The sequence below is a fragment of the Bradyrhizobium barranii subsp. apii genome (assembly GCF_011516635.5).
GTDB lineage: Bacteria > Pseudomonadota > Alphaproteobacteria > Rhizobiales > Xanthobacteraceae > Bradyrhizobium > Bradyrhizobium barranii.
Genome location: NZ_CP096255.1, coordinates 3,857,815 through 3,881,607, shown reverse-complemented (window position 1 = coordinate 3,881,607; position 23,793 = coordinate 3,857,815). Strand labels below are relative to the sequence as shown.

The window sequence follows — 23,793 nt, the reverse complement described above, 5'->3', positions numbered from 1 at the left end:
TTTAAGCGATTTGACCACGTCATCATCGGGGATGGTGAACACAGGGTTTCACCAGTCCCCGCATGGTTTCGAATTGGTGGACAAGCGGCGCCGGCGGAATCACGGGGCTCCGGCGTCAATCGAAAATTTACGACGTGGCGGTTCGGGAAGATTCTTGCGCAGATTTTCCGCGAATTAAGCGGAAGGCAATCACTTGCGATTTATCGAGAGTTGCTAGGTCCGGCGCCTCGCGGGCATCGCCGCGGCGGGATCTAACATACAGGTCGATAAGATGCGCTTTCTGCTCCGCATCACATTCTGGCTCGGGCTGGTGCTGGTGCTCCTGCCGCGGGACAAGACGCCCGAATCGGAGAAGCTGCCGCAGATCGGCGCCGCCGATGCGGTGCAGGCTGCGACCGCGGCCGTCTCCGACGTGACCCAGTTCTGCAAGCGCCAGCCGGCGGCCTGCGAGGTCGGCGGCCAGGCCGCGACCATCATCGGCCAGCGCGCCCAGGACGGCGCGAAGAAGATCTACCAGATCATCAACGACAAGAAAGAGCAGCTCGAGAAGACCGACAAGAAGGCGCCCGATCATACCGGCTCGATCGCGCTGGCCGGCGAAGGCGATGCCGCCTCGGGCGAGGCGCCGCGCGACACCCTGAGCCAGGACGACCTCGCGCTGGAATGGCGCGGCCCTGTGGCGGCGCCGGCGAATTAGCGCCCAAACCCTATCGATTTCGCCTCCTCGCATCCTTATATTGGCCTGAACGGAAACATTGGGCCAGCATGACGACGATCGACGAAATCAGGGACAATTTCGAGCTTCTGGACGAGTGGGACGACCGCTACCGGTACGTCATCGAGCTCGGCCGCACCCTGGAACCGATGCCCGAATCCGAGCATTCGGCCGAGAACAAGGTGAATGGCTGCGTCAGCCAGGTCTGGCTCCAGAAGCTGGTCGATCGCGATGGCGGCGCCCCGATCCTGAAATATCGCGGCGACAGTGACGCCCACATCGTGCGCGGGCTGGTCGCGATCGTGCTCTCGCTTTACTCCGGCCGCACGCCGCAGCAGATCCTTGCGACCGACGCGATCGCGGTGTTCAACGAGTTCGGCTTTCGCGATCATCTGACGCCGCAGCGTTCCAACGGCCTGCGCTCGATGGTCGAGCGCATCAAGACCGACGCGAAAGAGGCGCTCGCGGAAGCGTCGTGAAGAAGCTTCGTAGCGTGGGCAAAGCGACTTGTCCGCCGTAGCTCGAAGAGCGAAGGCGGAAGCGTGCCCACCATTTCCAGCGCGATTGAAGAAAGATGGTGGGCACGGTGCTTCGCGCCTTTGCCCACCCTACGGGATCCAGCGCGTAGCTTTACTTCCGCTTCCGCTGCTGCTGCCCCAGTCCCATCTGCTTTGCCAGTTGCGAGCGCGCCACCGCGTAGTTCGGCGCGACCATGGGATAGTCGGCCGGCAGGCCCCATTTCTCGCGATATTGCTCGGGCGTCATGTTGTACTGGGTGCGCAGATGGCGCTTCAGCGACTTGAAGCGCTTGCCGTCTTCCAGACAGACCAGGTAGTCCGGCGCGATCGACTTCTTCAGCGACACCGCCGGCTTGGCCGGCTCGAGCGGCGCGGTCTCGGTGCGGCCTGACGAGACGCGCACCAAGGCGCCATGCACCTGGCTGATCAGGTTCGGGATATCGGCCGCCGGCGTCGGATTGTTGCCGACATAGGCGGACACGATGCTCGCCGTCAGCTCGATGAAATTCTTAGCCCCGTTATCCGACATGGGCCCGACCTCTCCCTGACCTTGCGTCTCGCCGGATTGACGACGCCTAAGTGTCTGTTCCAAAACATGTTGAGTCGAATGAATCGGTTGTGATTCAAGGTGAGCGGCCTGATTCGATGGGGACGCGCCGCCAATGTGGACTACCGAGAACCGTGCACGCTACGACCGCAGCCGCCTGCGCTATCCGAGCGACTTGACCGACGAGGAGTGGGCGCTGATCGCGCCTCGCATCCCGCCGGCCAAGCGCGGCGGCAACAAGCGTACGGTGGACCTGCGCGAGATTGCCAACGGGCTGATGTACATCCTGAGCACAGGTTGCCAGTGGCGCGCGATCCCCAAGGACCTGCCGCCGCGCTCGACGCTGTATGGCTACTTCGATCTGTGGAGCTGGAACGGCACGCTCGATAAAATTCATCACGCCCTCTATGTCGAATGTCGCGAAAGGGCCGAGCGCGAGGCTTCTCCCACCGCCGCCATCATCGATAGCCAGAGCGTGAAAAGCGCTGAAAAAGGGGGCCTCATGATCTCCATGGCTACGACGCGGGCAAGAAGATCAAGGGCAAGAAGCGGCACATTCTCGTCGACACGCAAGGCCTCTTGATGCACGCCATCGTGCATGCGGCGGACATCCAGGATCGCGACGGCGGCGTGCTCCTGATGGCAACGTTGTTCGGCCTCTATCCCTTTCTTCTGAAGCTCTACGCCGACGGCGGATATCAAGGGCCACATTTCCAGAAGGGGCTGCGTAGCGCTCTGAAGCGCGTGAACCTCGAAATCGTCAAACGCTCCGATCAGGCTCACCGTTTCGTCGTCTTGCCCAAACGCTGGATCGTCGAGCGTACCTTTGCCTGGCTCGGGCGATGCCGAAGACTGTCCAAAGATTGGGAATGCTTCAATCACAGGGCGCTCGCCTTTCTCAAGCTGGCCTCCATCCGACTCATGCTGCGAAAGCTATGCAATCCAAGGTAATCTTTCCGGACAGACTCTAAGTATTCCATGTCAACAATACATTCGGCCGAAATAAGACGACTGACGAATATGAGCTGATTACTGACGAAGTGACAAGAACGATGGCGCTCTACTTGGACGCGGCGGTCTCACGACCGCTGGTCGAGATGGGCGCGCAATTCGTCGATCGAGGCGAAGCGCATCATGCCTTCCGGCATCTGCGCTTCGATCGAGCCGTCGGAATAGAGCGAATAGGCCATGCCGTCGACGATACCCGATTTGAGCACGGTCACGGGCGCCTGCTCGACCGCCGGCGCCGGTTCGGGCGGAGGCGGCGGCGGGCCAGGCTCGGTAAAGATCGACGGCGAGCGCGGCGGCGGGCGACGCCCGGCGGCCGGCGGTTCCGGTGGCCGCATACGGTCCGGCCTCGGCCAGGCATCGTCGAAGCTCGCCGGCTGACTCTCCGGGCCGGCCGGTTCCGTGGGCTCGTCATGAGGCTGCGGCGGCAAGCTCTCTGTCGCCTTCGCCTCCGCGCGCTCGCGCTCCTTGCGGGAGGACGATGCGAACAACAGGTTGCGGCGGCGCGGCGCTTCCGGAGCCGCAGGCGGTGTCGGAGCTTCCGGCTCCGGCGGCGGTTCGGCGCGCGGACGCTCGCGCGCGGCGGCCTCGCTCTGCCACGGCGGCAGACCCGCGGCCGGTGGTGGCTCGGTTTTCGTCGCCGATGCCGGGAACGGCTCGGACACTGGCACGCCAGGCACCGCGAGGCCTGGCAGCACGGGCCTGACCCGAACCTCGCCCGGCGCGGCCGATCCGGCCAACCGGCGGGCGATGCCCTTCAGTTCCACGACCACGACGTAGAGGCCGGCCAGTAACATTCCGGAGCAGACGCCAATGGTGCCGGAGATTATGAGAGTGCTGCCGAGGCTGGCCTCCCTAACGCTGAAGCCGAACAGGATCGTAAGGAGGCCCGCCAGGACGGCGAAAATCCCCACAATCAACAATGCCAAGCTCATCGAACTCACCCCTGGTCGCCAGCCGTGCGCGACACCCGTTGCGCCACGATACCGTCATACGGTGTTCCACGCCAACGGCGAATTAGAGCCTGCGTTCCTAAAGGGAAGGATATCAGGGACTTATTCACATTCCCTTCAGCTACGGCCCGCTACTTCTAAGTGTCTGTTCCAAAACATGTTGAGTCGAATGAATCGGTTGTGATTCAAGGTGAGCGGCCTGATTCGATGGGGACGCGCCGCCAATGTGGACTACCGAGAACCGTGCACGCTACGACCGCAGCCGCCTGCGCTATCCGAGCGACTTGACCGACGAGGAGTGGGCGCTGATCGCGCCTCGCATCCCGCCGGCCAAGCGCGGCGGCAACAAGCGTACGGTGGACCTGCGCGAGATTGCCAACGGGCTGATGTACATCCTGAGCACAGGTTGCCAGTGGCGCGCGATCCCCAAGGACCTGCCGCCGCGCTCGACGCTGTATGGCTACTTCGATCTGTGGAGCTGGAACGGCACGCTCGATAAAATTCATCACGCCCTCTATGTCGAATGTCGCGAAAGGGCCGAGCGCGAGGCTTCTCCCACCGCCGCCATCATCGATAGCCAGAGCGTGAAAAGCGCTGAAAAAGGGGGCCTCATGATCTCCATGGCTACGACGCGGGCAAGAAGATCAAGGGCAAGAAGCGGCACATTCTCGTCGACACGCAAGGCCTCTTGATGCACGCCATCGTGCATGCGGCGGACATCCAGGATCGCGACGGCGGCGTGCTCCTGATGGCAACGTTGTTCGGCCTCTATCCCTTTCTTCTGAAGCTCTACGCCGACGGCGGATATCAAGGGCCACATTTCCAGAAGGGGCTGCGTAGCGCTCTGAAGCGCGTGAACCTCGAAATCGTCAAACGCTCCGATCAGGCTCACCGTTTCGTCGTCTTGCCCAAACGCTGGATCGTCGAGCGTACCTTTGCCTGGCTCGGGCGATGCCGAAGACTGTCCAAAGATTGGGAATGCTTCAATCACAGGGCGCTCGCCTTTCTCAAGCTGGCCTCCATCCGACTCATGCTGCGAAAGCTATGCAATCCAAGGTAATCTTTCCGGACAGACTCTAAGCTGCTCTCAACTGTCTGGATTTGCTGCGTCGCATCAGGATTTTAGCCATAATGCCCAATTACTTGGTAATGGAACTGCGCTATAGGGATTCCGGGGAAGTGGCCCGCGGGCACCAGCAGGGCCAAGAGGGGATTCCGGGTCACCAATAGCCATGACATCCATCACGACTTCGGCGATCGACACGCCTCTGCGGCGCTCGGTTGAACGGACTTGCGACGATCTCGCCATGCTGGTGCTCGCTGCGGTCGCCGTCATTGCAGGCTTGACCTTCCGCGACTACGGGCTCGGCTGGGACGATTACACCCACGCTGAATATGCCGACCTGCTGCTGCGCATGTTCGGTTCCGGCTTCAGGGACACCGCGGCGCTCTCCTTCGCGAATCTCTACATGTATGGCGGCGGCTTCGACATGGTCGCGGCTCTCCTGCACAAGGTCATTCCGCTCGAGCTGTTCGAGACGCGACGCCTGCTCGGCGCCACGGTCGGCGTGATCGGGCTTGCGGTGACGTGGCGGCTCGGCCGCCGCATCGGCGGGCCCCTTGCCGGTCTTGCCGCGCTGTTGCTGCTCGCGCTCTGCCCGATCTTCTACGGCCACATGTTTATGAATCCGAAGGATGCGCCCTTCGCGGTGGCCATGATCATCCTGATGCTGGGCCTCGTCCGTCTCGCCGAGGAATATCCGCAGCCGTCGCCGCGCACGATCCTGATCGTCGGCCTGGGTGCCGGCCTCTCGCTCGGCTGCCGCGTCCTCGGCGGCCTCGCGCTGGTCTACGCCATGATCGGCTTCATGCCGTTGTTCCTGGAGGAACTGCGCACCGAAGGCGCCCGCGAAGCAGCCCGCCGCTTCGCCCATGTCGTCTACGTGCTGCTGCCCGGCCTCGTGTTCGGCTATCTCGTGATGGGCCTGATCTGGCCGTGGTCGATCATGGAGCCCGGCAATCCCTTCGAGGCCCTGACCTATTTCTCGCACTTCTTCGAGAAGCCCTGGAAGGAGATGTTCGACGGCGCGATCGTGTCCGTGCCCGACATGCCCTGGTCCTATCTGCCGACGCTGTTCGCGCTGCAGCTTCCCGAGGTGATGCTGGTGCTGATGGGCGGCGCCGTGGTCAGCACCTTCGCGATGCTGCCGCGCCGCGAGGTTCCGGCCCGCCGCAAGACCATCCTCTTGATGCTGACGCTGGCGGCGACCCTGCCGCTCGCGATCGCGATGGTGAAGCGGCCGGCGCTGTACAACGGCATTCGCCACTTCGTCTTCGTGATCCCGCCGATGGCGGTGCTTGGCGGCGTCGCCTTTGCCTGGGCCATGGAGCGCCTGCGCACCAACCACCGCACCTGGCAGCCCGTCGTGCTCGCGACCTTCTGCTTCGGCCTCGCGCTGTCGCTGGCCGAGATGATCCGGCTGCATCCCTATCAATACACGCACTTCAACCACATCGCCGGCACCGTGCGCGGCGCCGACGACCGCTTCATGCTGGACTATTGGGGCCTTGCGCTGAAGCAGGCCTCGGACGAACTGCGCGAGCAGATCGTCGAGCGGCAGGAAGTGGCGCCGGGCAACCGTAAATGGAAGGTCGCGGTGTGCGGTCCGCAGCGCCCGGCCCAGGTCGCGCTCGGGCCCGACTTCACCATCGGCTGGGATTCCAACGCGGCCGATTTCGCGATGACGCTCGGCGAGTTCTACTGCAAGGGCCTCACCGCGCCCGTGATGGTCGAGATCAAGCGCGACGACGTGGTGTTCGCCCGCGTCTACGACATCCGCGGCCGCAGCATTTCCAGCCTGCTGTCGATCCCGGCGCCGTAATAGTTTTCTCCGGGACCTTTCGGAAGGCCACCCGCATTTCGCGGAGCCTGTCATCGGGCGGCGCTTCGCGCCGACCCGTTGGCTCCATGCGGGCTACGCGTGGCTGCTGCGATTTGACCGCCTTGCCGCCAGCCTCACCCGCGACTACGCTCCCTCCCCGCAACAACGATGTTCGGAGAGATAAGCCATGTCGCCAGCGGAAGCGCGCCTGAAGGAAGTGCCGTCGAACATGACGGAGGCGGAGTGGCAGCAACGGGTCAATCTCGCCGCCTGCTACCGCCTCGTCTCGCTGTACGGCTGGGACGATCTGGTCGACACCCACATTTCGGCGCGCGTGCCCGGCCCCGACCATCACTTCCTCATCAACCCCTACGGACTGATGTTCGACGAGATCACGGCATCGAGCCTCGTCAAGGTCGACCTGCACGGCAACCAGCTCTCCGAGAGCGAGTACAGCATCAACCCGGCCGGCTTCACCATCCATTCGGCGATCCACGAGGTGCGCGAGGACGCAATCTGCGTGCTGCATCTCCACACGCTCGACGGCACCGCGGTGTCGAGCAGCGCGGAAGGGCTGCTGCCGCTGAACCAGACCGCCCAGCTCGTCACCCACGACCTCGCCTATCACGACTATGAGGGCATCGCACTCGACCACGACGAGCGGCCGCGGCTGCAGAAAGACCTCGGCGACCATAACCACATGCTGCTGCGTAACCACGGCACGCTGACGGTCGGCCGGTCGGTCGCCTCCGCGTTCGAGCGCATGTACCATCTCGAGCGCGCCTGCTCGATGCAGGTGCGCACGCGCGCGCTGGGCACGCCGGTCTACCCGGTTGAGGAGATTGCGATCGAGAAGAACACCGAGCTGCTCGCCAACCGCGACCGCGCCGAGCTGCGCGCCACCAACCTGGTCTGGCCGCCGCTGCTGCGCAAGCTCGACCGCGAGCTTCCGGGCTACCGGTCTTGAGATTTTCCGGATTTGGTGTAGGGTAGCGTTCAACGAACCTCTACGCCTTTTGGAATGAAACGCCGCCCAATTCCGGGCGGCGTTTTTATTTGCGCCGTCATTTCGAGGAGCGAAGCGACGAAGCAATCCAGACTGTGCCCGTGGAGGGATTCTGGATTGCTTCGCTACGCTCGCAATGACGAGGAGAGGGTCTTCGTAGGGTGGGCAAAGCGACTTGTCCGCCGTAGCTCGAAGACCGAAGGCGGAAGCGTGCCCACCTCTTCTATCGCGATCGCGGAGAGATGGTGGGCACGGCGCAAGAGCGCCTTTGCCCACCCTACGGCACCGCGCCTATTTCACGTCCGCCAGCGCCGCGAGGATCCGCGCCCAGGAGCGGATGCCCTTCTGGAAACTGCGGAGGTCGTATTTCTCGTTCGGCGAATGGATGTTGTCGTCGTCCAATCCGAAGCCGACCAGCAGCGAGTCGAGTCCAAGCGTCCGCTTGAAATCGGCGACGATCGGGATCGAGGCGCCCGAGCCCATCAGCACGGTCTCCTTGCCCCACTCCTCGGTCAGCGCCTTGCTGGCGGCCGCGAGCGGTTTCATGTTCCAGTCGAGCGCCACCGCGGGCGCGGCGGAATGATCGCCGAACTCGACCTTGCAGTCGCCGGGGATACGCGCCGTCACGTAGTCGCGAAAAGCCTTGCGGATTTTTTGGGGATCCTGCCCCTCGACCAGGCGGAACGAGACCTTGGCCGAGGCGTGCGACGGGATCACTGTCTTGGAGCCTTCGCCGATATAGCCGCCCCAGATGCCGTTGACGTCGCAGGTCGGACGCGAGGAGGCCTGCTCGATCAGCAGCCGGCCCTTCTCGCCGGCGGGGATCGACAGGCCGATCGGCTTGAGGAACATCTCCGGCGTGAGATTGAGCTTCTTCCACTGCTCCAGGATATCGGGTGGTAGATCCTTCACGCCGTCATAGAAGCCGGGGATGGTGATGCGGTTGTCGTCGTCGAACAGGCCGCCCAGGATTTTCGTCAGCACCCGGATCGGGTTCATCGCGCTGCCGCCGAACACGCCGGAATGCAAATCACGATTGGCGGCGGTGATCTTCAGCTCCTCATAGAGCAGACCGCGCAGCGACGTCGTGATCGCGGGCGTGTTGCGATCCCACATGCCGGTGTCGCAGACCAGCACGTAGTCCGCTTTGAATTCGTCCTTGTTGGCCTCGATGAACGGCACGAAATTCTTGGAGCCGACCTCCTCCTCGCCTTCGATCAGGAAGGTGATGTCGATCGGCAGCGAGCCCGTCACTATCTTCCAGGCGCGGCAGGCCTCGACGAAGGTCATGACCTGGCCCTTGTCGTCCTCGGCACCGCGCGCGACGATGATCTTGCGGCCGTCGGCATGGTCGGTAACGGCAGGCTCGAACGGCGGACGGTGCCAGAGATCGAGCGGATCGACCGGCTGCACGTCGTAATGTCCGTAGAAAATCACATGCGGCCGTCCGCCGGCCCCGGTCTTGCCGACGATGGCGGGATGGCCGGCGGTCGGGCGCACTTCAGTGGCGACACCGAGGCTCGCGATGTCCTTGGCGAGATGCTCGGCCGCGGCCTTGCAGTCGGCGGCAAAAGCCGGATCCGCAGAGATCGACTTGATCCGCAATAGCGAGAACAGACGCTCCAGGCTGTTGTCGAAATCCTTGTCGATGTGATCGAGCACCGATTGAAGCTGCGCATTGGCCATGGTCGTATTCCTGACTTTTGAGTCTCAAGAGGTACCGGGTTTTAGCGCTGCCGCCGCCTCGGAGCCAGCCGCAACCGGCGGATGCCGGATGTGCCATGCGAGGCTACCCGCAAGAATGGCGGTCGCGACAAGGTTATTGCCCTAGGCCTGGATGACATTGGGAAACCACGGCAGCGACAGCAGCATGAGGATGCCGGCGGCGCCCAGCGCGAGCCAGGTTCCCAGCCGCACGTTCGGTCGCGCGTCGAAGGCGGCGCGATGCATCAGCACCGTCATCGGGAAGAACAGCCACATGAAGTAGTATTGCCGTGCCAGCGGCGATGCCACCGTCATCAGGCAGAACAGGATGCCGAGCTCCTCGGCATCCGAGCGCGCCGTTCGCCGCGCTTGCGGCGGCATCACCGCGAGGAAGCCGAGCCCGAGCAACGCCGACAACGCCATCACGATCAAGTTCGCCGTCTTGTAGTCGACGTCGATGACATTCATCGTGCGCGGTGGCTTGCTGGGATCTTCCTGATTGTAGTTGATCGGCCGGACCAGACGGTGCGTGACGGCAATGAGGGACTGGTTGACCCACGACCAGTTCTGCTCATCGCGCTGGCCAAAGCCCTTTTCCGAGCTCGTGCCGACCATGCCCTGATACCAGGTCTTGAGCTCGGCCGCGTTGCGCTCGAAGCCGCGGATCGGTGCAGGCACGACATAGAGAAGGATGCCGGTGAAAGCGACCGTCGCGACGGTGGCCGCCCACTTCCTGCGCCAGATCAGATAGGGCAGCACCGCGATCGGAAACACCTTGATGGCGGTGGCGAGCGCGAACAGGAAGCCCGCGAGCCAGGACCGTTGACGCTGCAACAACCAGAAGCCCCAGAGCATCATCGCCAGCAGCACGAGGTTCGGCTGGCCGAGGTCGAACATGTCGAACACGAAGGTCACGGTGACGATGGCCGGCAGCGCTTCGAGCCACGGGCCGGGCCTGCGGCCCGATCCCGTCATGGCATTGGAGAAGTTGCCCGTGTACCACCATGCCGCCACGTTCAGGATCGACAGCACGACATAGAGCGGGATCTTGCCGAACCAGCTCGGGATCGCCAGCAGGATCGCCGGCAGCGGTGGATAGATGAATTCGAAATACTCGCCGATCTCGTCGGGATAGAGCGATCCACCGTGCAGCACCTGCTGTCCGGCCCAGTACCACAGCCCATAATCCTTGGTCTTGCCGTGGCCGAATATCTCGGGAACGAGCACGTCGGCGGTCAGGAGGACGCAGCAGATCAGGAAGAGCAGATCGAGCGGCGCACGTAGCGACAAGGCTCTGTGCGGGCCAAGTTTGTCTGTTAGATTCGGTGATGTCACATTATGTCCCGTCGGCAACAAATAGCACGTAGCAGACCGACGGACGCTTGGAGAACCCCCCTCACCTGAATTTATGGTGTTCGGCCTCGCCCGGCGTGCGGGGCAATCGCATCCAAATACTCGCGAGATTTCGTCATGCCCGGGCTTGTCCCGCCTGCGCGGCCGAAGCCGCTTCGGCGAGGCGAAGGCCCGGGCATCCACGTTCTTCGAGCTGCAACTAATCTTACTGCGTCACAAACGGTGGTCTGTGAAATGGGCGAACTTGATTGCACAACAAGGACATCTCGACAACGTTCGGACCAGCCCTTGTTCGAGTCGCCGTCGCATCGTCGTGATCGAATTTGGAATGTGACGTTGGGTCCGTAGCGGCAGAACCGCGGGGTCTGTAATCCGCGGAAACGCGAGCGAGCGGGATCGGCCGGGCGCGCCGAGCGCCTGAGGGGGGAAACGCCTCCCGCTCGGAGATCAGGAATCCGAAGGCTGCAATGCACATCGTTGCGTGATGATGAAAGCCGCGCCAGCCGCGTCCCTCGAAGTGGCCAAGCCCGACCTCCTGCTTGAGTTCCTGATAGTCGCGTTCGATGCGCCAGCGCAATTTAGCCGTCTCTACGAGAGTCCGGAATGCCACATCCTCCGGCAATGTCGAGAGCCAGTATTTGGTAGGCTGGTCCTCGCCTTTCGGCCATTCGATCAGCAACCATTCCTCCAACCGCTGGGTGGTTTGCCAATAATCACGGTGCGCGGCACGGACCCGCACGCGGGCAAAGCGCGAGCTCAGCTTTTCGTTCGTTCCTTGCCGCCACGTGATGGTGCGCCAAGCTTTGGCCGGCAGGCCGATCGCGAGCGCTTTAACGGCGGCCGGCCGACGCTGACGGTTGCGGCGCATCAGTTTCGGGGGACGGCCGCGGCCCGACCATGGCTTCGGCGGCAAGGGACCGGTGCCGGGCGCCCATACCGTTGTGCTCGACAGAAGACCCGCCACATAGGTCAATCCCAGCGCCGTGATCTCCGTGCGCAGATCGCTGTTGTTGCATAGCCCGCGTCCATCAGCACGACACCACGCGGAAGGCCGGTCGCACAGGCCCACCGCAACTGCTCCAGCGCGATCTCCGGCTTGGTCCGGAAGCCGACTTCGGCAGGAATGCCCACCTTGCGCCGCCGATCGCAATCCTCAGTCCATTCCTTCGGAAGATAAAGGCGGTAGGCAACAGGCAGGCTGGCGTGGTGATTGGCAATCGATAATGACACCGCCACCTGGCAATTATCCTGCTTGCCGAGCTGCCCGCAATATTGCCGTGCAACTCCAACCGAATGTCGCCCCTGCTTGGGAAATCCGGTGTCATCGATGATCCAAGCTTCGATCGGGCCCTGGCGTTCGATCGCCGGCAGGACCATCTCTCGTACCTTGCCCAGCACCTTCTCATCCGACCAGGCGCCGCTGCCGACGAAATGCAGCAGCGATTGATGTTGGGCGGCCGTCCGTTCCGGAGCCGTCATCGCCGCCATTGGCTCCACGCTCTTACGACCGCCACAGGCCATGAGGCCGACGCAATAGTCGCGCAGCGGTGCCTTCCGATCAGCATGACCGATGACGCTGGCAAGCCCTTCCAAATACGTCGCAAATCGCATCTCACTGGTCTTGGTGCCACGCCCGCTCATGTAGCCTCCTCGGCTGATGGTCCATGCTTCAACCATCGCTGATTCCGGCCGGATAAAGCCTGCGGTTTTGTGACTCAGTCGTACTAGGCGGTGCATTCACCAGCGAAGTCGAGGTCTATGCCAGTCTGATCCGCTACGGCAATTGCGCCGATGTCGTCAGGGCCACTCGGCAGGCCATTGAGCGCGGATATCCAAACGCAGCGGCTTGGGGCGATATCAAAGCGCGGGAATCGACGACTTCGGAGGTTGCTGATCGTCGGTGCGACCTTGATCATCAAGTTGCTTGACGAGGCTTGAATGCCCCGCTCTGGATTCCTGCCGGGACGCGATGACCCCACCAGAGCTGGCGCGAGAAGGTCCATGGCCGCATCCAGTCGAGGCAGGTTTTTTCCCGCTGCTTGACGGCGGGACAAGCAGGCGTGCTCCGCGAAGCCGTGGCCGCCCGCAGGAACATCCTGGTGGCCGGCGGCGCCTCGACCGGCAAGACCACCCTGACGAACGCATTGCTGGCCGAGATCGCCGGCACCGCCGATCGCGTGGTCCTAATCGAGGATACGTGTGAGCTGCAATGCCGCGCGCGGAACCCGGTCGCGCTGCGCACCAAGGACGGCGTTGCGTCGCGTCCCTGTCTGATCTGGTCCGCTCGTCCCTGCGCCTCAACCGAATTCAAATTGGCGAAGTCCGCAGCAGCGAAGCCTTGGAGCTGCTCAAAGCCTGGGGCACGGGGCATCCCGGCGGGACCGGAATGATTCACGCCGGCACGGCGCTGGGCGTGCTTCGCCGCCTCGAGCAGCTCATCCAGGAAGCCCTCCTCACCGTTCTCAAAGCGCTGATCGCCGAGACCATCGATCTCGTCGCGGTGCTGCGCGGCCGCGCCTCACTGACTATTTTCTCGAACCGGAGCGGGCATCAATCCACGTGATAGCCGAGCTGCGGGGCGACCAGTTCAGAATGCCCGCCATGGAGCCGCTAGATCGAAGGAAGATATTTTCGGCTGCCGAAACTTCGCAACGGTTGATCGGCGCGACCTACAACATCCGCTGAAACAGGAGCTGGGAATGGACAAGGTCGTGCATTACGTAGTCAGCCGACTTCCGGTGATCGGCGCCGACCCGGCGGTGATCAACTACAATCGGATTGATCGCCTTCGTTTCGCCCCTCAGGCGGGCGCATGACGCATCCTGAGGATATTCGCGACCTGCTCTTACGGTTCACAGGCCCCGACGCTAACGCAGACGCTTGCGCGAATCGAGAGCGCGATGCGCGGGGTGGAGGCGAAGGATTGCGAAAGCTTTTTCGAAGGCGTGGGAGGAAGCCTTGGCCGCGGCCGAGATGAAGCGCCTGGCCGGGTAGATCAATGGACCATCCATGGCTCGGCATCCTGCTTTGCCTTCCGCACATCCTCGAACCGGGCGACTGGGTCGAATATCGCTCGGCGCCGGCAATACTGGGCGCGATTTCGACCTGGAGACCAACCTGCCGGTCGCCGAGCTCAAAAATTCATTCGATGGCAGGGCGGCGCGGAGTCGATCCGTGAGATCCCGTGTTCAAGGATTAGCTGCTGACGTTGCTGCCGCCAGGGTAATCCACGAGCGCTTAACTGAATCCGGTCTGCGCCCGCCACAAGCGAGCGTAAGCGCCTTCAGCCGTCAGCAGATCAGCATGCCTTCCCTCCGCAACAACACGTCCCTTATCCAACACGACGATCTTATCGGCTCCGCAAATCGTGTTGAGTCGATGAGAGATAACCACGATGATCTTGCCGGCCAGACGCAGTTCCTCAATCGCCCGTATGACAAATGCCTCGGCGACGGAGTCGAGAGAGGCGGTCGCCTCGTCGAGGATTAAGACCTCTGGATCGCGGTACAAAGCTCGAGCCAACGCTAGGCGCTGCTTCTCTCCGCCCGAAGGGCGTACGCCGTTCTCGCCCAGATAGGCCTGGTAGCCACCTGGCCAGCGCTCGATCACGTCACGCAGACCGATTTGTTCGCAGATGTGCACTATCTTCCCGGTGTTCGGTTCGAACTCGCCAAGCGCGATGTTCTCGATGACTGAGGCCGAGAACACGTCCACGGATTGCGGTACCGCGGCAACAATCTTGCGCAGGGATTCAGCCGAGAGGTCTTGGAGGTTATAGGAGCCGATGCGGATGCGTCCACCCTCAAGCGGGTACACATTTTGCAGCAAGGCAGCAAGCGAACTCTTGCCCGAGCCGCTTTCTCCGACCACAGCCGTGATCTCCCCTCGCCGGAAGCTGACGCTGAAATCCTTGAAAAGCTCCGGCTGGGCGCCATGGCGGAACGTGACGTTCTCCAGATGAATATCGCCAACGTCCGACGTGGTGGCATTAATGCCGCCGCTGCCTGCTGGATCAAGGTCGAATATCTCGAACAGGCGATCCGCCGCGATAATGGCATCCTGAACAATCCTGTTGGCGTGAATTAGGCTTGTAACCGGGCCGGTGATATGGCCGAGCAGCGCATAGCAGGACAGTAACTCGCCGGGTGTAATGGTCTGATCGAGGGCGAGCGTTGCACCGAACCACATCAGCACGATGGTAAAAAGGGTCGAGAGGAAGATCGATGCATTGTCTCCGACGATTGAGATGAGGCCGGACCTGTAGATGGAGTGCAGGGTCTTAACAAAGCGAGTCTCAAACTTCAGGCCGGCATAGCTCTCTATTCCGAAAGCTTTGATCGTGGAGATGGCTCCGAGTGATTCTACCACCTGCGCCTCCAGATCTGCCGCATTCTCCATAATTGCGCGCTCGCGCTTGCTATTCAGCCGGTTCATGGTCCAATAAACTAAGAGGTATACTGGGACGGAGCCCGCCACTACCAAAGCGATTTTCCATGAGTAGACGAACATCAGCCCAAAGGAGAACAGGATCACCAGCACATCAACAAATAAGGTGATCGAGACGTCGTTCAGAAAGCTTCGGATCTTGACCGCGTCGTTCATGCGGGAGATGATTTCTCCTGTACGCATGCCATCAAAAAACTTCTGGGGCAGGCTTAGGACGTGATTGTAGTAGCCTAGGATCAAGTGGAGATCGATCTTTTGCCCCGTTTGCAGGACGAGCCGGTTTCGCAGGAAATTGATCAGGGTCTGCGGCACAAGGATCAGCAGCATCACGACGCTCATGAGATTGAGCAAATTGCGGTTTCCTGCTGTGATAACATGATCGACAATCTTTTGGATGTAGATGGTCGTCGAGAGGCCGAGGAGGGTCGTTATCAGTGCGCCGACGAGGGCCTGCGTTAGTGCGGCTTGGTGGGGCGCAACCAGTCGGGCAAAGCGGAGAAGGGGGGAGGTGGTCTCGTCGCGGCGCTTGAAGTTGTCTGCCGGGACCATGAGCAACAGGACACCAGTCCATTGCGTCTTGAATTCCTCGTGAGACAGCTTGCGGATCTCTCCATACGCTGGGTCCATGATGGTGACCCACCTCCGGTCGATCGCTTGAACGACTACGAAGTGGTGCAGGACCTCCTTTACCACCACATGCGCGATGGCGGGCTTGGGAATCTTGTGCAAGCTGTCGAAGCCACCTTTGACGCCCTTCGCAATGAAACCGAGCTTTTGAGCCGCTTGGAGGAGACCCGACACGCTGGTCCCGGAGCGGTCGGCCGAGGCAAACTGACGGATCAGCGACAGTGGCAACTTGCAGCCATAGAAGGCGCCCACGGAAGCAAGACTAGCAACCCCGCAATCCGTGATGTCGCGCTGCTTGAACTTGGGGATTCGACTCGACATGGCGGCCCACTGGCCCCTTAGAAAATTTAACTAACGAGGTGACAGGAGCGGGTTAAGCCAATCATCGATCTCGTTGTAGAGTAGTTGCAGGAGTGTGCGCTTCGCCACGAGAAAGCGGCCGCGCACGGTCATGCCCTTCTTCAAATGACCGATTATCCCGTTTGTGAGCTCAAGATAATTTCGGGAGAGCGCGCAGCGGACCTTGAACACAGGGTTCTTGTCACGCAGGGTGAAGTCCTGCGCCACGTCTAGCACTGTCGCGTCGATCATACCCCATTGATTGTAGTTGAAAGCATCGACCTGGAGCCGCACCGGCTGGCCCGGCCTTACGAAACCGATGTCTTTGGACGAAACGTAGATTTCTGCCACCAGTTCGCGGTCGGGCGAGATCCAGCCGACAGTTTGCCCCGCCTGGACGTAGCTTCCGGGCATAAGGCCGGCGAATTGCTCGATAGCCCCTGACACGGGGGCACGGATGATAGTCAGATCACGTTCGTTCTCAAGCTGATGCAAGTTGGCTGTTAGTTCTCTCAGGCGCAGATTAGTGTCGAAGAGCTGCTGGTTCCATTCGGCGGATTTGCTCCGGGCGAGGATCTCGCCTCTCGCCTCAAGGCTCTGGAGAGCGAAAGCCTTTTCCTCAATTGACTTCGCGGGCGCGGCAGCAACCGAGACGAGACGCTGAGCACGCTCGAGTTCTGCGGCGGCATTCCTGCGGGCATATCGGTTCTCCCGCAACAAGTTGAGAAAATGCAGCCACTCGGCCCTGGCGGACTCGGTCCGCAGGGGGATGGGCGCGTCCGCCTGCGCACCGAAAGAGATCATGGTCTGAAGATCAGTGGTGCGATCGTTCTTCGCACGAATTTCGCCAGAGAGCACACTGATCTTCTCTTGAATGCCCTTATCGTCAAGGGCGAGGATTTCTCCGCCTTCTGCAACAATATCGTTCTCAACTGCGAGTACACGTGAGATGCGCCCGGAGGTGGGCGCGATCACAGGAGTCTTCTCGACGGTAGGACGAATCGCACCAGCACTTTGAACTGACAGCGTGACGGTTATGACTGGCAGCGACAGCAACGCCGCAGCGACCGAAGACACGATGATCTTATAGATCGCCAAAGATCGTCCTGTTTCTCGCGACAGGATGCTCTCTGCAGTGAAGTTGATCATTTCAGGAGGGAGCAGGATATTGGTCATTGCAGACGTATATTCCTATCGACGATTGGCTGCCTCCATTGAAACTCTGATCGAGTGGGGCTGGTCGCTGCTTAAGTGGTGCACCGACCAGCGCCGCGCTCTGATTGCGGTTATAAGGCTTTGGCCATCTCATTAAGGATGGCGACCACCGCGCCCGCGAATGATTCCAACTCCAATTATTGCACCGAGCGCCAGTGTCGCAACGTTAACCACTGTTTGAACGACCCTATCGAAGATCTTCCAGAACGAGCCTCCCAAAGTTGCCGCTGCTTCTTCTGGGGATAATTCGGTTACGCCGTAGGCTAGCAGGTCGATTTTCATCGTTGCTCGTTTTTCCATGATTGCTCCTTTCTGTTGTCGATAAACGATGCGCGTCAGCGCCGCCGACTCGCAAGCAGATGGACATCAAGAATCGTGCCAACTGCTCTGAGAAAGCGGAAATCTTTTCCATGCTGCTCGAAGGAGCATCGCCATGTCTGACGCGCGACAATGTAGGTTGTTCGCCGCTGAAGGAGTTCGTGGCCGACTTCACCCTGGAGAACCGGTTCCTAAATAGCTTCTAGGATGATGGAGGAGTACGAGACATGAGATATCCTGCATCCGAGATAGCGTGACCGTCGGCTTTGAACGCCGTACTAGCTAGATGTGTCCTCGATGCGCCGCCGGAACTTGGTAGGCAGTCGATCTAAATCAACAGTGTTGTTGAGTTGACGCTCTCGATCTCTCGCCGAAGCCCGCGTGAAAAGCACGGCCCCGGTTCAGCAGTTGCTACTTCCGGGCGCAGGGCCACTTCGGTCGTCATTGCCTCCCGCGCCGTCTCCAGCGCGATCTTTGCGTTCAGTGTAGGGTCGATCTGCGTCTCGTCTTGGTCGTCATCATACCCCGTCTACCATTCGAATGAGGGCGTCGGCCGTTGTAAAACTCGAGTGCTTGGCTGATACTATGTCGCGCCTCGTCAACACTTCGTAGGCTGAAGGACAATGCCGCCAAGGGCGGGTCGCGAGTTGGATCACCCAGCAACGACCGCCCTTGACCAAGCGCACGGTTCGCGCACGCGAACGGATGCCGGCGGCCAGGGCCGTGGACATGATAGACAACGCCGACGCGCTGATCATGCCTACGGCAATTTAGCAAACACTGTGCCGGCGTCTGAAGTCGTCACTTTCCAACTAAGTGTTCCGCTCTGCTCGTCCACTTCACCGTTTTGGTTTTAGAATCGAATCCCGGGCGAAAGTGGCTTCCACCAAGGGGGGATGCTGGCCACGCAAAAGCAGTTTCTCAGCCTGTTCGCGAGAGAACGAACCTCCCGACGTTGCGGCTGCTTCTTGAGGAGCTAAGCTGCTTACACCGTACGCGGACATGTCAGTCATTATTGTCTCCATCGAAGTGACAAGTCGGTGGTGCTGGTCGTCAGCTGTCGGCCAGCAAGGACCAACAGTCAAGGACCGTGCCAACTCACCCGTAATGAGCCCCCATGCTTGAGGGTCGGCGCCGGACCATCTGGCACAACCCGCTTGCCGTGGGCGGGCCCGTCACCTCAGCGGCGAACATGGGTCACCGTCACCGCGGATCACGGCCTAGTGGGCGCTACCGCATGCGTCCATCTCCACCAGCAGAACTTCGCTGCGCCGCTCGTCTGCTTGAACACTGGCGGTCCTTCGGCATCCGGCCCCGTGAACCTGGAAAGCATGCTTTCTCCGCGTCCTTGTAGGATTGGCAGCACCGAGCGTGGTGCCTATCTCTTGATGTTCTCACTCGATGACGAAAATCCTTGTGAGGCATTCTGACCAGCAAGGGTGATCCTCAAGCAATTAGCCCGCCCTATTCGTGAGAGCGCGGTATTTTGGTCCGACTGGTGCATCCGCACACCTCCGCTGACGAGGCGCACAGGATTGCCTTCGGCTTTTCACCGCCTGACGACCGGTACTTTGCAACGCGCTTGAGGGATGGGTTGGGTGAACGCGGGCGGACGCCCCACCGGTCAAGGACCGAGCGGCAGCAGCGCGCCGGGCAAGCTGCGGATCAGGTCGGCTTCGGGACATGCCGCGGCGAACGCAAGGCGAATGCGGCTCTTGGTCTCGACAACCCGGGCGGCGATTTTCAAGAGCCGAAGACGCAGCGTCGCGAACTCGGCAGTGGCCAATTCCCGGACTTTGGGAATGGCGTCGCGCACGGTCAGCATCAGCCAATAAGCGGCGGTATGGAGAACGAGGCGGACTTGATTGGCGAGCGCCGAACGGCAACTGGTGCGATCGGAGGCGAGCTGCGTCTTATGCAGCTTGATCAGATTCTCGGCTTGGCCGCGCGCGCAATACAGGCTGTCGTAGATCCACTCGGCCGAGCCGACATCGAGGCTGGTGACGACGAAGCGGATGTCGAGGCCGAGCATCGTCGCCTCAATACGGGCGACGGTGCGCCGTTCGCGATCCCAGGACTTTGCCTTGTGGCGCGTCTCGGTATAGCCGCGCAGAACAGCTAGGTTCTCGATGGCGCGTCGGGTGCGGATATCGTCGGCGACCTCGTCGACTTTTCTGGCGAGCGGCCTGGTACCGGACAGACCGAAGATGTAGTCGATGCCGTTGTTCTCGCACCACGTCATCGCCTCCGGCCGAGCATAGTGCCCGTCGCCACGGAACGTAATTCGCGTCTTGTGCCATCGCGTGCGGATGTGCCGCACCAGGCGGCGCAGATGGGCACGCACCTCGACCCCGCCAGGCGTCTTGCCGGGCCGCAGCACGACCGCCACGGGCCGGCTCTTCTCCGTGTCGTAGACGTGGATCGGCAGGAAGCAGCGTTCGTCATAATGAGCGTTGAACAGCGAGAGTTGCTGATGGCCGTGGACGACATCGCAGGTGTCGTCAATGTCGAGCGTGACGGATGCAGGCTCGCACGGATAGCTATCCATCCATGCATCGACCAGGGTGTAGGTCAGGCGGATCACGTCGCGCAGGCGGGGAGCATTCTCCAGCCGCGACAGCGTCGGTTGGGAACACAGATCGCGACCGCTGTCTGGTAGCCGTCCACAGGCCAGCTTGAATGCGGGATCGGACCGCAGATGATCGAGGTCATCGGCGTCCTCGTAGCCGCAGCAGATCGCGAACATGCGAGCGCGAAACATATCGACAAGGCTGTGCACGACCCGCGTCGGATCGCGCCGATCCGGGAACACCCGGGCCAAATTGTTGGCCAAACCGAGACGTCGCTCGGCCATCGCAAGAAGCATCACGCCCCCGTTCGAGGTCAGCCGACCGCCATCGAAGGCAGCTGTGACTTTCTTGGCGTGAACGGCTGGAAACGAGAAGGGTAGACTCGTATCATCGGTCATGGCGGGCGTGGCGCTCGCGGTGGAAGGTGATGGGGTTGGCTTCGCAACCGAATCCTACGCTTCATCAGCGCTTTACACCACGCTCGCCAGCCTCTCAGGCGCCCTCTGACGAATAAGACGGGTTAGTCTTCTCGGCGATCCTCGCCATTGACGGTGCGTGCTTTGTGTTGGGCCGTGTCTGGTCCAAGACGTCGCTGTCCCAGGCCCGACAGTAAGTGTCTGTTCCAAAACATGTTGAGTCGAATGAATCGGTTGTGATTCAAGGTGAGCGGCCTGATTCGATGGGGACGCGCCGCCAATGTGGACTACCGAGAACCGTGCACGCTACGACCGCAGCCGCCTGCGCTATCCGAGCGACTTGACCGACGAGGAGTGGGCGCTGATCGCGCCTCGCATCCCGCCGGCCAAGCGCGGCGGCAACAAGCGTACGGTGGACCTGCGCGAGATTGCCAACGGGCTGATGTACATCCTGAGCACAGGTTGCCAGTGGCGCGCGATCCCCAAGGACCTGCCGCCGCGCTCGACGCTGTATGGCTACTTCGATCTGTGGAGCTGGAACGGCACGCTCGATAAAATTCATCACGCCCTCTATGTCGAATGTCGCGAAAGGGCCGAGCGCGAGGCTTCTCCCACCGCCGCCATCATCGATAGCCAGAGCGTGAAAAGCGCTGAAAAAGGGGGCCTCATGATCTCCATGGCTACGACGCGGGCAAGAAGATCAAGGGCAAGAAGCGGCACATTCTCGTCGACACGCAAGGCCTCTTGATGCACGCCATCGTGCATGCGGCGGACATCCAGGATCGCGACGGCGGCGTGCTCCTGATGGCAACGTTGTTCGGCCTCTATCCCTTTCTTCTGAAGCTCTACGCCGACGGCGGATATCAAGGGCCACATTTCCAGAAGGGGCTGCGTAGCGCTCTGAAGCGCGTGAACCTCGAAATCGTCAAACGCTCCGATCAGGCTCACCGTTTCGTCGTCTTGCCCAAACGCTGGATCGTCGAGCGTACCTTTGCCTGGCTCGGGCGATGCCGAAGACTGTCCAAAGATTGGGAATGCTTCAATCACAGGGCGCTCGCCTTTCTCAAGCTGGCCTCCATCCGACTCATGCTGCGAAAGCTATGCAATCCAAGATAATCTTTCCGGACAGACTCTAAGGCGTGGATGGCCGGGACAAGGCCCGGCCATGACGCAGTGGAGGCTTTAGTGCCTCAAATCCGGCTTCTCTGCCTACCTTCGCAGCAACCCGCCGAGCGCGCCTCGCACCAGGGTGCGGCCGATCGAGCCACCGAGCTGGCCGGCGACCGATTTGCCGAGATTGGCCGCCATCCCCCCGATCACCTGGTTGGTGACCGATCGCGTCACGTCGCGCGCAATGACCTGGCCCGCGGACAGGCGGCCGCGCTTGACGTTGGTGCCGAAGATGGTGCCGACCATCGAGCCGATCTGGCCGAGGATGCCGCCACCTCCGTCGGCCGCACCGGCATCGGCAGTCGCGGCCGTGCCGGCAATCCGCTTCTGGATCATCTCGTAGGCGGATTCGGCATCGACAGCGGTGTCGTATTTGCCCTTCACCGGGCTCGCATCCATGATCGCCTTGCGCTCTTCCGGCGTGATCGATCCGATGCGGGCCGATGGCGGCCGAATCATGACACGCTCGACCATCGTCGGCGTGCCGTTGCCTTCGAGGAAAGACACCAGCGCCTCGCCCTTGCCGAGCTCCATGATCACCTTGGCGGTGTCGAGCTTCGGGTTGGGCCGGAAGGTCTGGGCCGCAGCGGCGACCGCCTTCTGGTCGCGCGGGGTGAAGGCACGCAGCGCATGCTGCACACGGTTGCCCAATTGCCCGAGCACGCGGTCGGGCACGTCGACGGGGTTTTGCGTCACGAAATAGACGCCGACGCCCTTGGACCGGATCAAACGCACCACCTGCTCGATCTTGTCCATCAACGCCTTCGGCGCGTCGTTGAACAACAGATGTGCCTCGTCGAAGAAGAACACCAGCTTCGGCTTCGGCAGGTCGCCGGCCTCGGGCAACTCCTCGAACAATTCTGACAGCATCCACAGCAGGAATGTCGCGTAAAGCCGTGGACTCTGCAGCAGCTTGTCGGCAACAAGGATGTTGACCATGCCGCGGCCGTCGCGGTCGGTCTTCATGAAGTCTTTCAGCGTCAGCGCCGGCTCGCCGAAGAATTTGGTGCCGCCCTGGTTCTCGAGCACCAGCAGCTGGCGCTGGATGGTGCCGACGGTGGCCTTGGTGACGTTGCCAAAACCCTGGGCCTCCTTCTTGATGTCGGCAAGCGGGCTTTCCTCGGCGTCCGCCCCCTTCTTGCCGGCATCCGGCACGATGGCATCGAGCAGCGCGCGCAGATCCTTCATGTCGATGAGGGTCAGCCCGTTGTCGTCCGCGACGCGGAAGGCGACGTTGAGCACGCCTTCCTGCACGTCGTTCAGGTCGAGCATGCGCGCGAGCAGAAGCGGCCCCATCTCCGTGACGGTCGCCCGCACCGGATGGCCCTGTTCGCCGAACACGTCCCAGAACACCGTCGAGAACTGGTCGGGCTGGAACGTCAGCCCCATCTCGGTGGCACGCTTGACAATGAAATCCTTGGCCTCGCCGACCTCGGAGATGCCGGAGAGGTCGCCCTTGATGTCGGATGCGAAGACCGGAACGCCGGCGCGCGCAAATCCTTCCGCCATGACTTGCAGCGATACCGTCTTACCGGTCCCGGTTGCACCCGTGACGAGGCCGTGGCGATTGGCAAGCGCCAGCGTCAGCCATGCCTGCTCGTCTCCCTTGCCGACGAAGATCTTGTCGTCGGTGTCGCCGAGCTTGCTGTCCTGTGCGGTCATGCTTCTCTCTGATCTCTCTGCCGTGTTTCGCCTATTGAAACTCGAATGCACCTGCTCCGTAGTTTAACGCATGTCGCGTGCGGATTAAAACCGTTCAACGCGCCCCGAGCATGCGACATTGTCGGAAACATACCGCCGACATCAGCCGAAAGTAGGAATGACGCGTTCGCACCGCGGCAATTTTTCGCTGAATCCATCTCCGCTCTTGCATCGTTGCAACACTTTTCGCGCCTTCGAGAGTGAATCGGAACCTTGCGTACGTTCATCGCTTGTATTTCACATCGCTCCGGATCAAGATCATTTCGGAAGCAATACTCGGGCATGCAAACCGGCTGAGGGGCGGG

At 61.5% G+C, this 23,793-nt stretch carries 14 protein-coding genes and 6 pseudogenes; 9 read left to right on the top strand and 11 right to left on the bottom strand.

What is annotated here, in order from left to right; genetic code table 11:
* Nucleotides 1–271 precede the first annotated feature (271 nt).
* Nucleotides 272–697, top strand: coding sequence for a DUF5330 domain-containing protein (locus tag HAP41_RS18350; protein WP_166098569.1), 426 nt, complete (start codon nucleotides 272–274; stop codon nucleotides 695–697).
* A gap of 68 nt (nucleotides 698–765) precedes the next feature.
* On the top strand, nucleotides 766–1,194 hold the full coding sequence (locus HAP41_RS18345; protein ID WP_166098574.1) for a SufE family protein: 429 nt from the start codon (nucleotides 766–768) through the stop codon (nucleotides 1,192–1,194).
* 151 nt (nucleotides 1,195–1,345) lie between these two features.
* Here the strand turns inward: HAP41_RS18345 and HAP41_RS18340 are convergent, their stop codons facing one another.
* The gene (locus HAP41_RS18340; protein WP_063984587.1) at nucleotides 1,346–1,762 is read right to left on the bottom strand and encodes a Ros/MucR family transcriptional regulator; all 417 of its coding nucleotides are present in this window, start codon (nucleotides 1,760–1,762) and stop codon (nucleotides 1,346–1,348) included.
* A gap of 133 nt (nucleotides 1,763–1,895) precedes the next feature.
* Between HAP41_RS18340 and HAP41_RS18335 the strand changes: the two are divergent.
* A pseudogene (locus HAP41_RS18335) lies at nucleotides 1,896–2,731 on the top strand (IS5 family transposase).
* 128 nt (nucleotides 2,732–2,859) lie between these two features.
* Here the strand turns inward: HAP41_RS18335 and HAP41_RS18330 are convergent.
* The gene (locus HAP41_RS18330; protein ID WP_166098581.1) at nucleotides 2,860–3,723 is read right to left on the bottom strand and encodes a DUF308 domain-containing protein; all 864 of its coding nucleotides are present in this window, start codon (nucleotides 3,721–3,723) and stop codon (nucleotides 2,860–2,862) included.
* Between the two features lie 242 nt (nucleotides 3,724–3,965).
* On the opposite strand from HAP41_RS18330, the pseudogene HAP41_RS18325 reads away from it, so the two are divergent.
* The 3 genes and pseudogenes from HAP41_RS18325 (at nucleotide 3,966) to HAP41_RS18315 (ending at nucleotide 7,590) form a co-directional block, all read left to right on the top strand.
* Nucleotides 3,966–4,801, top strand: a pseudogene (locus HAP41_RS18325) (IS5 family transposase).
* 172 nt (nucleotides 4,802–4,973) lie between these two features.
* Complete coding sequence (locus tag HAP41_RS18320) at nucleotides 4,974–6,623, top strand: glycosyltransferase family 39 protein (RefSeq protein WP_085402706.1); 1,650 nt, start codon at nucleotides 4,974–4,976, stop codon at nucleotides 6,621–6,623.
* A 187-nt stretch (nucleotides 6,624–6,810) separates the two neighbouring features.
* Nucleotides 6,811–7,590, top strand: coding sequence for a class II aldolase/adducin family protein (locus HAP41_RS18315; protein WP_028153549.1), 780 nt, complete (start codon nucleotides 6,811–6,813; stop codon nucleotides 7,588–7,590).
* Nucleotides 7,591–7,920: 330 nt separating this feature from the next.
* On the opposite strand, the gene HAP41_RS18310 is transcribed toward HAP41_RS18315, so the two are convergent.
* The 4 genes and pseudogenes from HAP41_RS18310 to HAP41_RS18295 form a co-directional block, all read right to left on the bottom strand.
* Nucleotides 7,921–9,315 (bottom strand): M20/M25/M40 family metallo-hydrolase, encoded by a 1,395-nt coding sequence (locus tag HAP41_RS18310; protein ID WP_166098586.1) that lies wholly within the window; start codon nucleotides 9,313–9,315, stop codon nucleotides 7,921–7,923.
* A 24-nt stretch (nucleotides 9,316–9,339) separates the two neighbouring features.
* Nucleotides 9,340–10,668: pseudogene (locus HAP41_RS18305) on the bottom strand (glycosyltransferase family 87 protein).
* 223 nt (nucleotides 10,669–10,891) lie between these two features.
* Nucleotides 10,892–12,207, bottom strand: a pseudogene (locus HAP41_RS18300) (IS701 family transposase).
* A gap of 203 nt (nucleotides 12,208–12,410) precedes the next feature.
* Complete coding sequence (locus HAP41_RS18295) at nucleotides 12,411–12,689, bottom strand: hypothetical protein (protein WP_224580805.1); 279 nt, start codon at nucleotides 12,687–12,689, stop codon at nucleotides 12,411–12,413.
* Between the two features lie 36 nt (nucleotides 12,690–12,725).
* Here HAP41_RS18295 and HAP41_RS18290 point away from each other — a divergent pair.
* Nucleotides 12,726–13,249, top strand: a pseudogene (locus HAP41_RS18290) (ATPase, T2SS/T4P/T4SS family); the annotation flags it as partial.
* Between the two features lie 674 nt (nucleotides 13,250–13,923).
* Here HAP41_RS18290 and HAP41_RS18285 read toward each other — a convergent pair.
* The 3 genes from HAP41_RS18285 to HAP41_RS18275 form a co-directional block, all read right to left on the bottom strand.
* Nucleotides 13,924–16,080, bottom strand: coding sequence for a peptidase domain-containing ABC transporter (locus HAP41_RS18285; protein WP_166098597.1), 2,157 nt, complete (start codon nucleotides 16,078–16,080; stop codon nucleotides 13,924–13,926).
* A gap of 30 nt (nucleotides 16,081–16,110) precedes the next feature.
* A complete protein-coding gene (locus tag HAP41_RS18280) occupies nucleotides 16,111–17,196 on the bottom strand; it encodes an HlyD family secretion protein (RefSeq protein ID WP_166105935.1) in 1,086 nt (361 codons plus the stop codon).
* A 210-nt stretch (nucleotides 17,197–17,406) separates the two neighbouring features.
* Nucleotides 17,407–17,613 (bottom strand): hypothetical protein, encoded by a 207-nt coding sequence (locus HAP41_RS18275; protein ID WP_166098600.1) that lies wholly within the window; start codon nucleotides 17,611–17,613, stop codon nucleotides 17,407–17,409.
* A gap of 59 nt (nucleotides 17,614–17,672) precedes the next feature.
* Between HAP41_RS18275 and HAP41_RS18270 the strand changes: the two genes are divergently transcribed.
* Nucleotides 17,673–17,837: a hypothetical protein gene (locus HAP41_RS18270; RefSeq protein ID WP_166098604.1), complete on the top strand. Its 165-nt coding sequence runs from the start codon at nucleotides 17,673–17,675 to the stop codon at nucleotides 17,835–17,837.
* Between the two features lie 1,418 nt (nucleotides 17,838–19,255).
* Here the strand turns inward: HAP41_RS18270 and HAP41_RS18265 are convergent.
* Nucleotides 19,256–20,599, bottom strand: coding sequence for an IS1380 family transposase (locus HAP41_RS18265; protein ID WP_166091063.1), 1,344 nt, complete (start codon nucleotides 20,597–20,599; stop codon nucleotides 19,256–19,258).
* Nucleotides 20,600–20,897: 298 nt separating this feature from the next.
* On the opposite strand from HAP41_RS18265, the pseudogene HAP41_RS18260 reads away from it, so the two are divergent.
* Nucleotides 20,898–21,733: pseudogene (locus HAP41_RS18260) on the top strand (IS5 family transposase).
* A 93-nt stretch (nucleotides 21,734–21,826) separates the two neighbouring features.
* On the opposite strand, the gene HAP41_RS18255 reads toward HAP41_RS18260, so the two are convergent.
* Nucleotides 21,827–23,449, bottom strand: a complete 1,623-nt coding sequence (locus tag HAP41_RS18255; RefSeq protein ID WP_166098607.1) for a helicase HerA-like domain-containing protein — start codon at nucleotides 23,447–23,449, stop codon at nucleotides 21,827–21,829.
* Nucleotides 23,450–23,793: the final 344 nt, after the last annotated feature.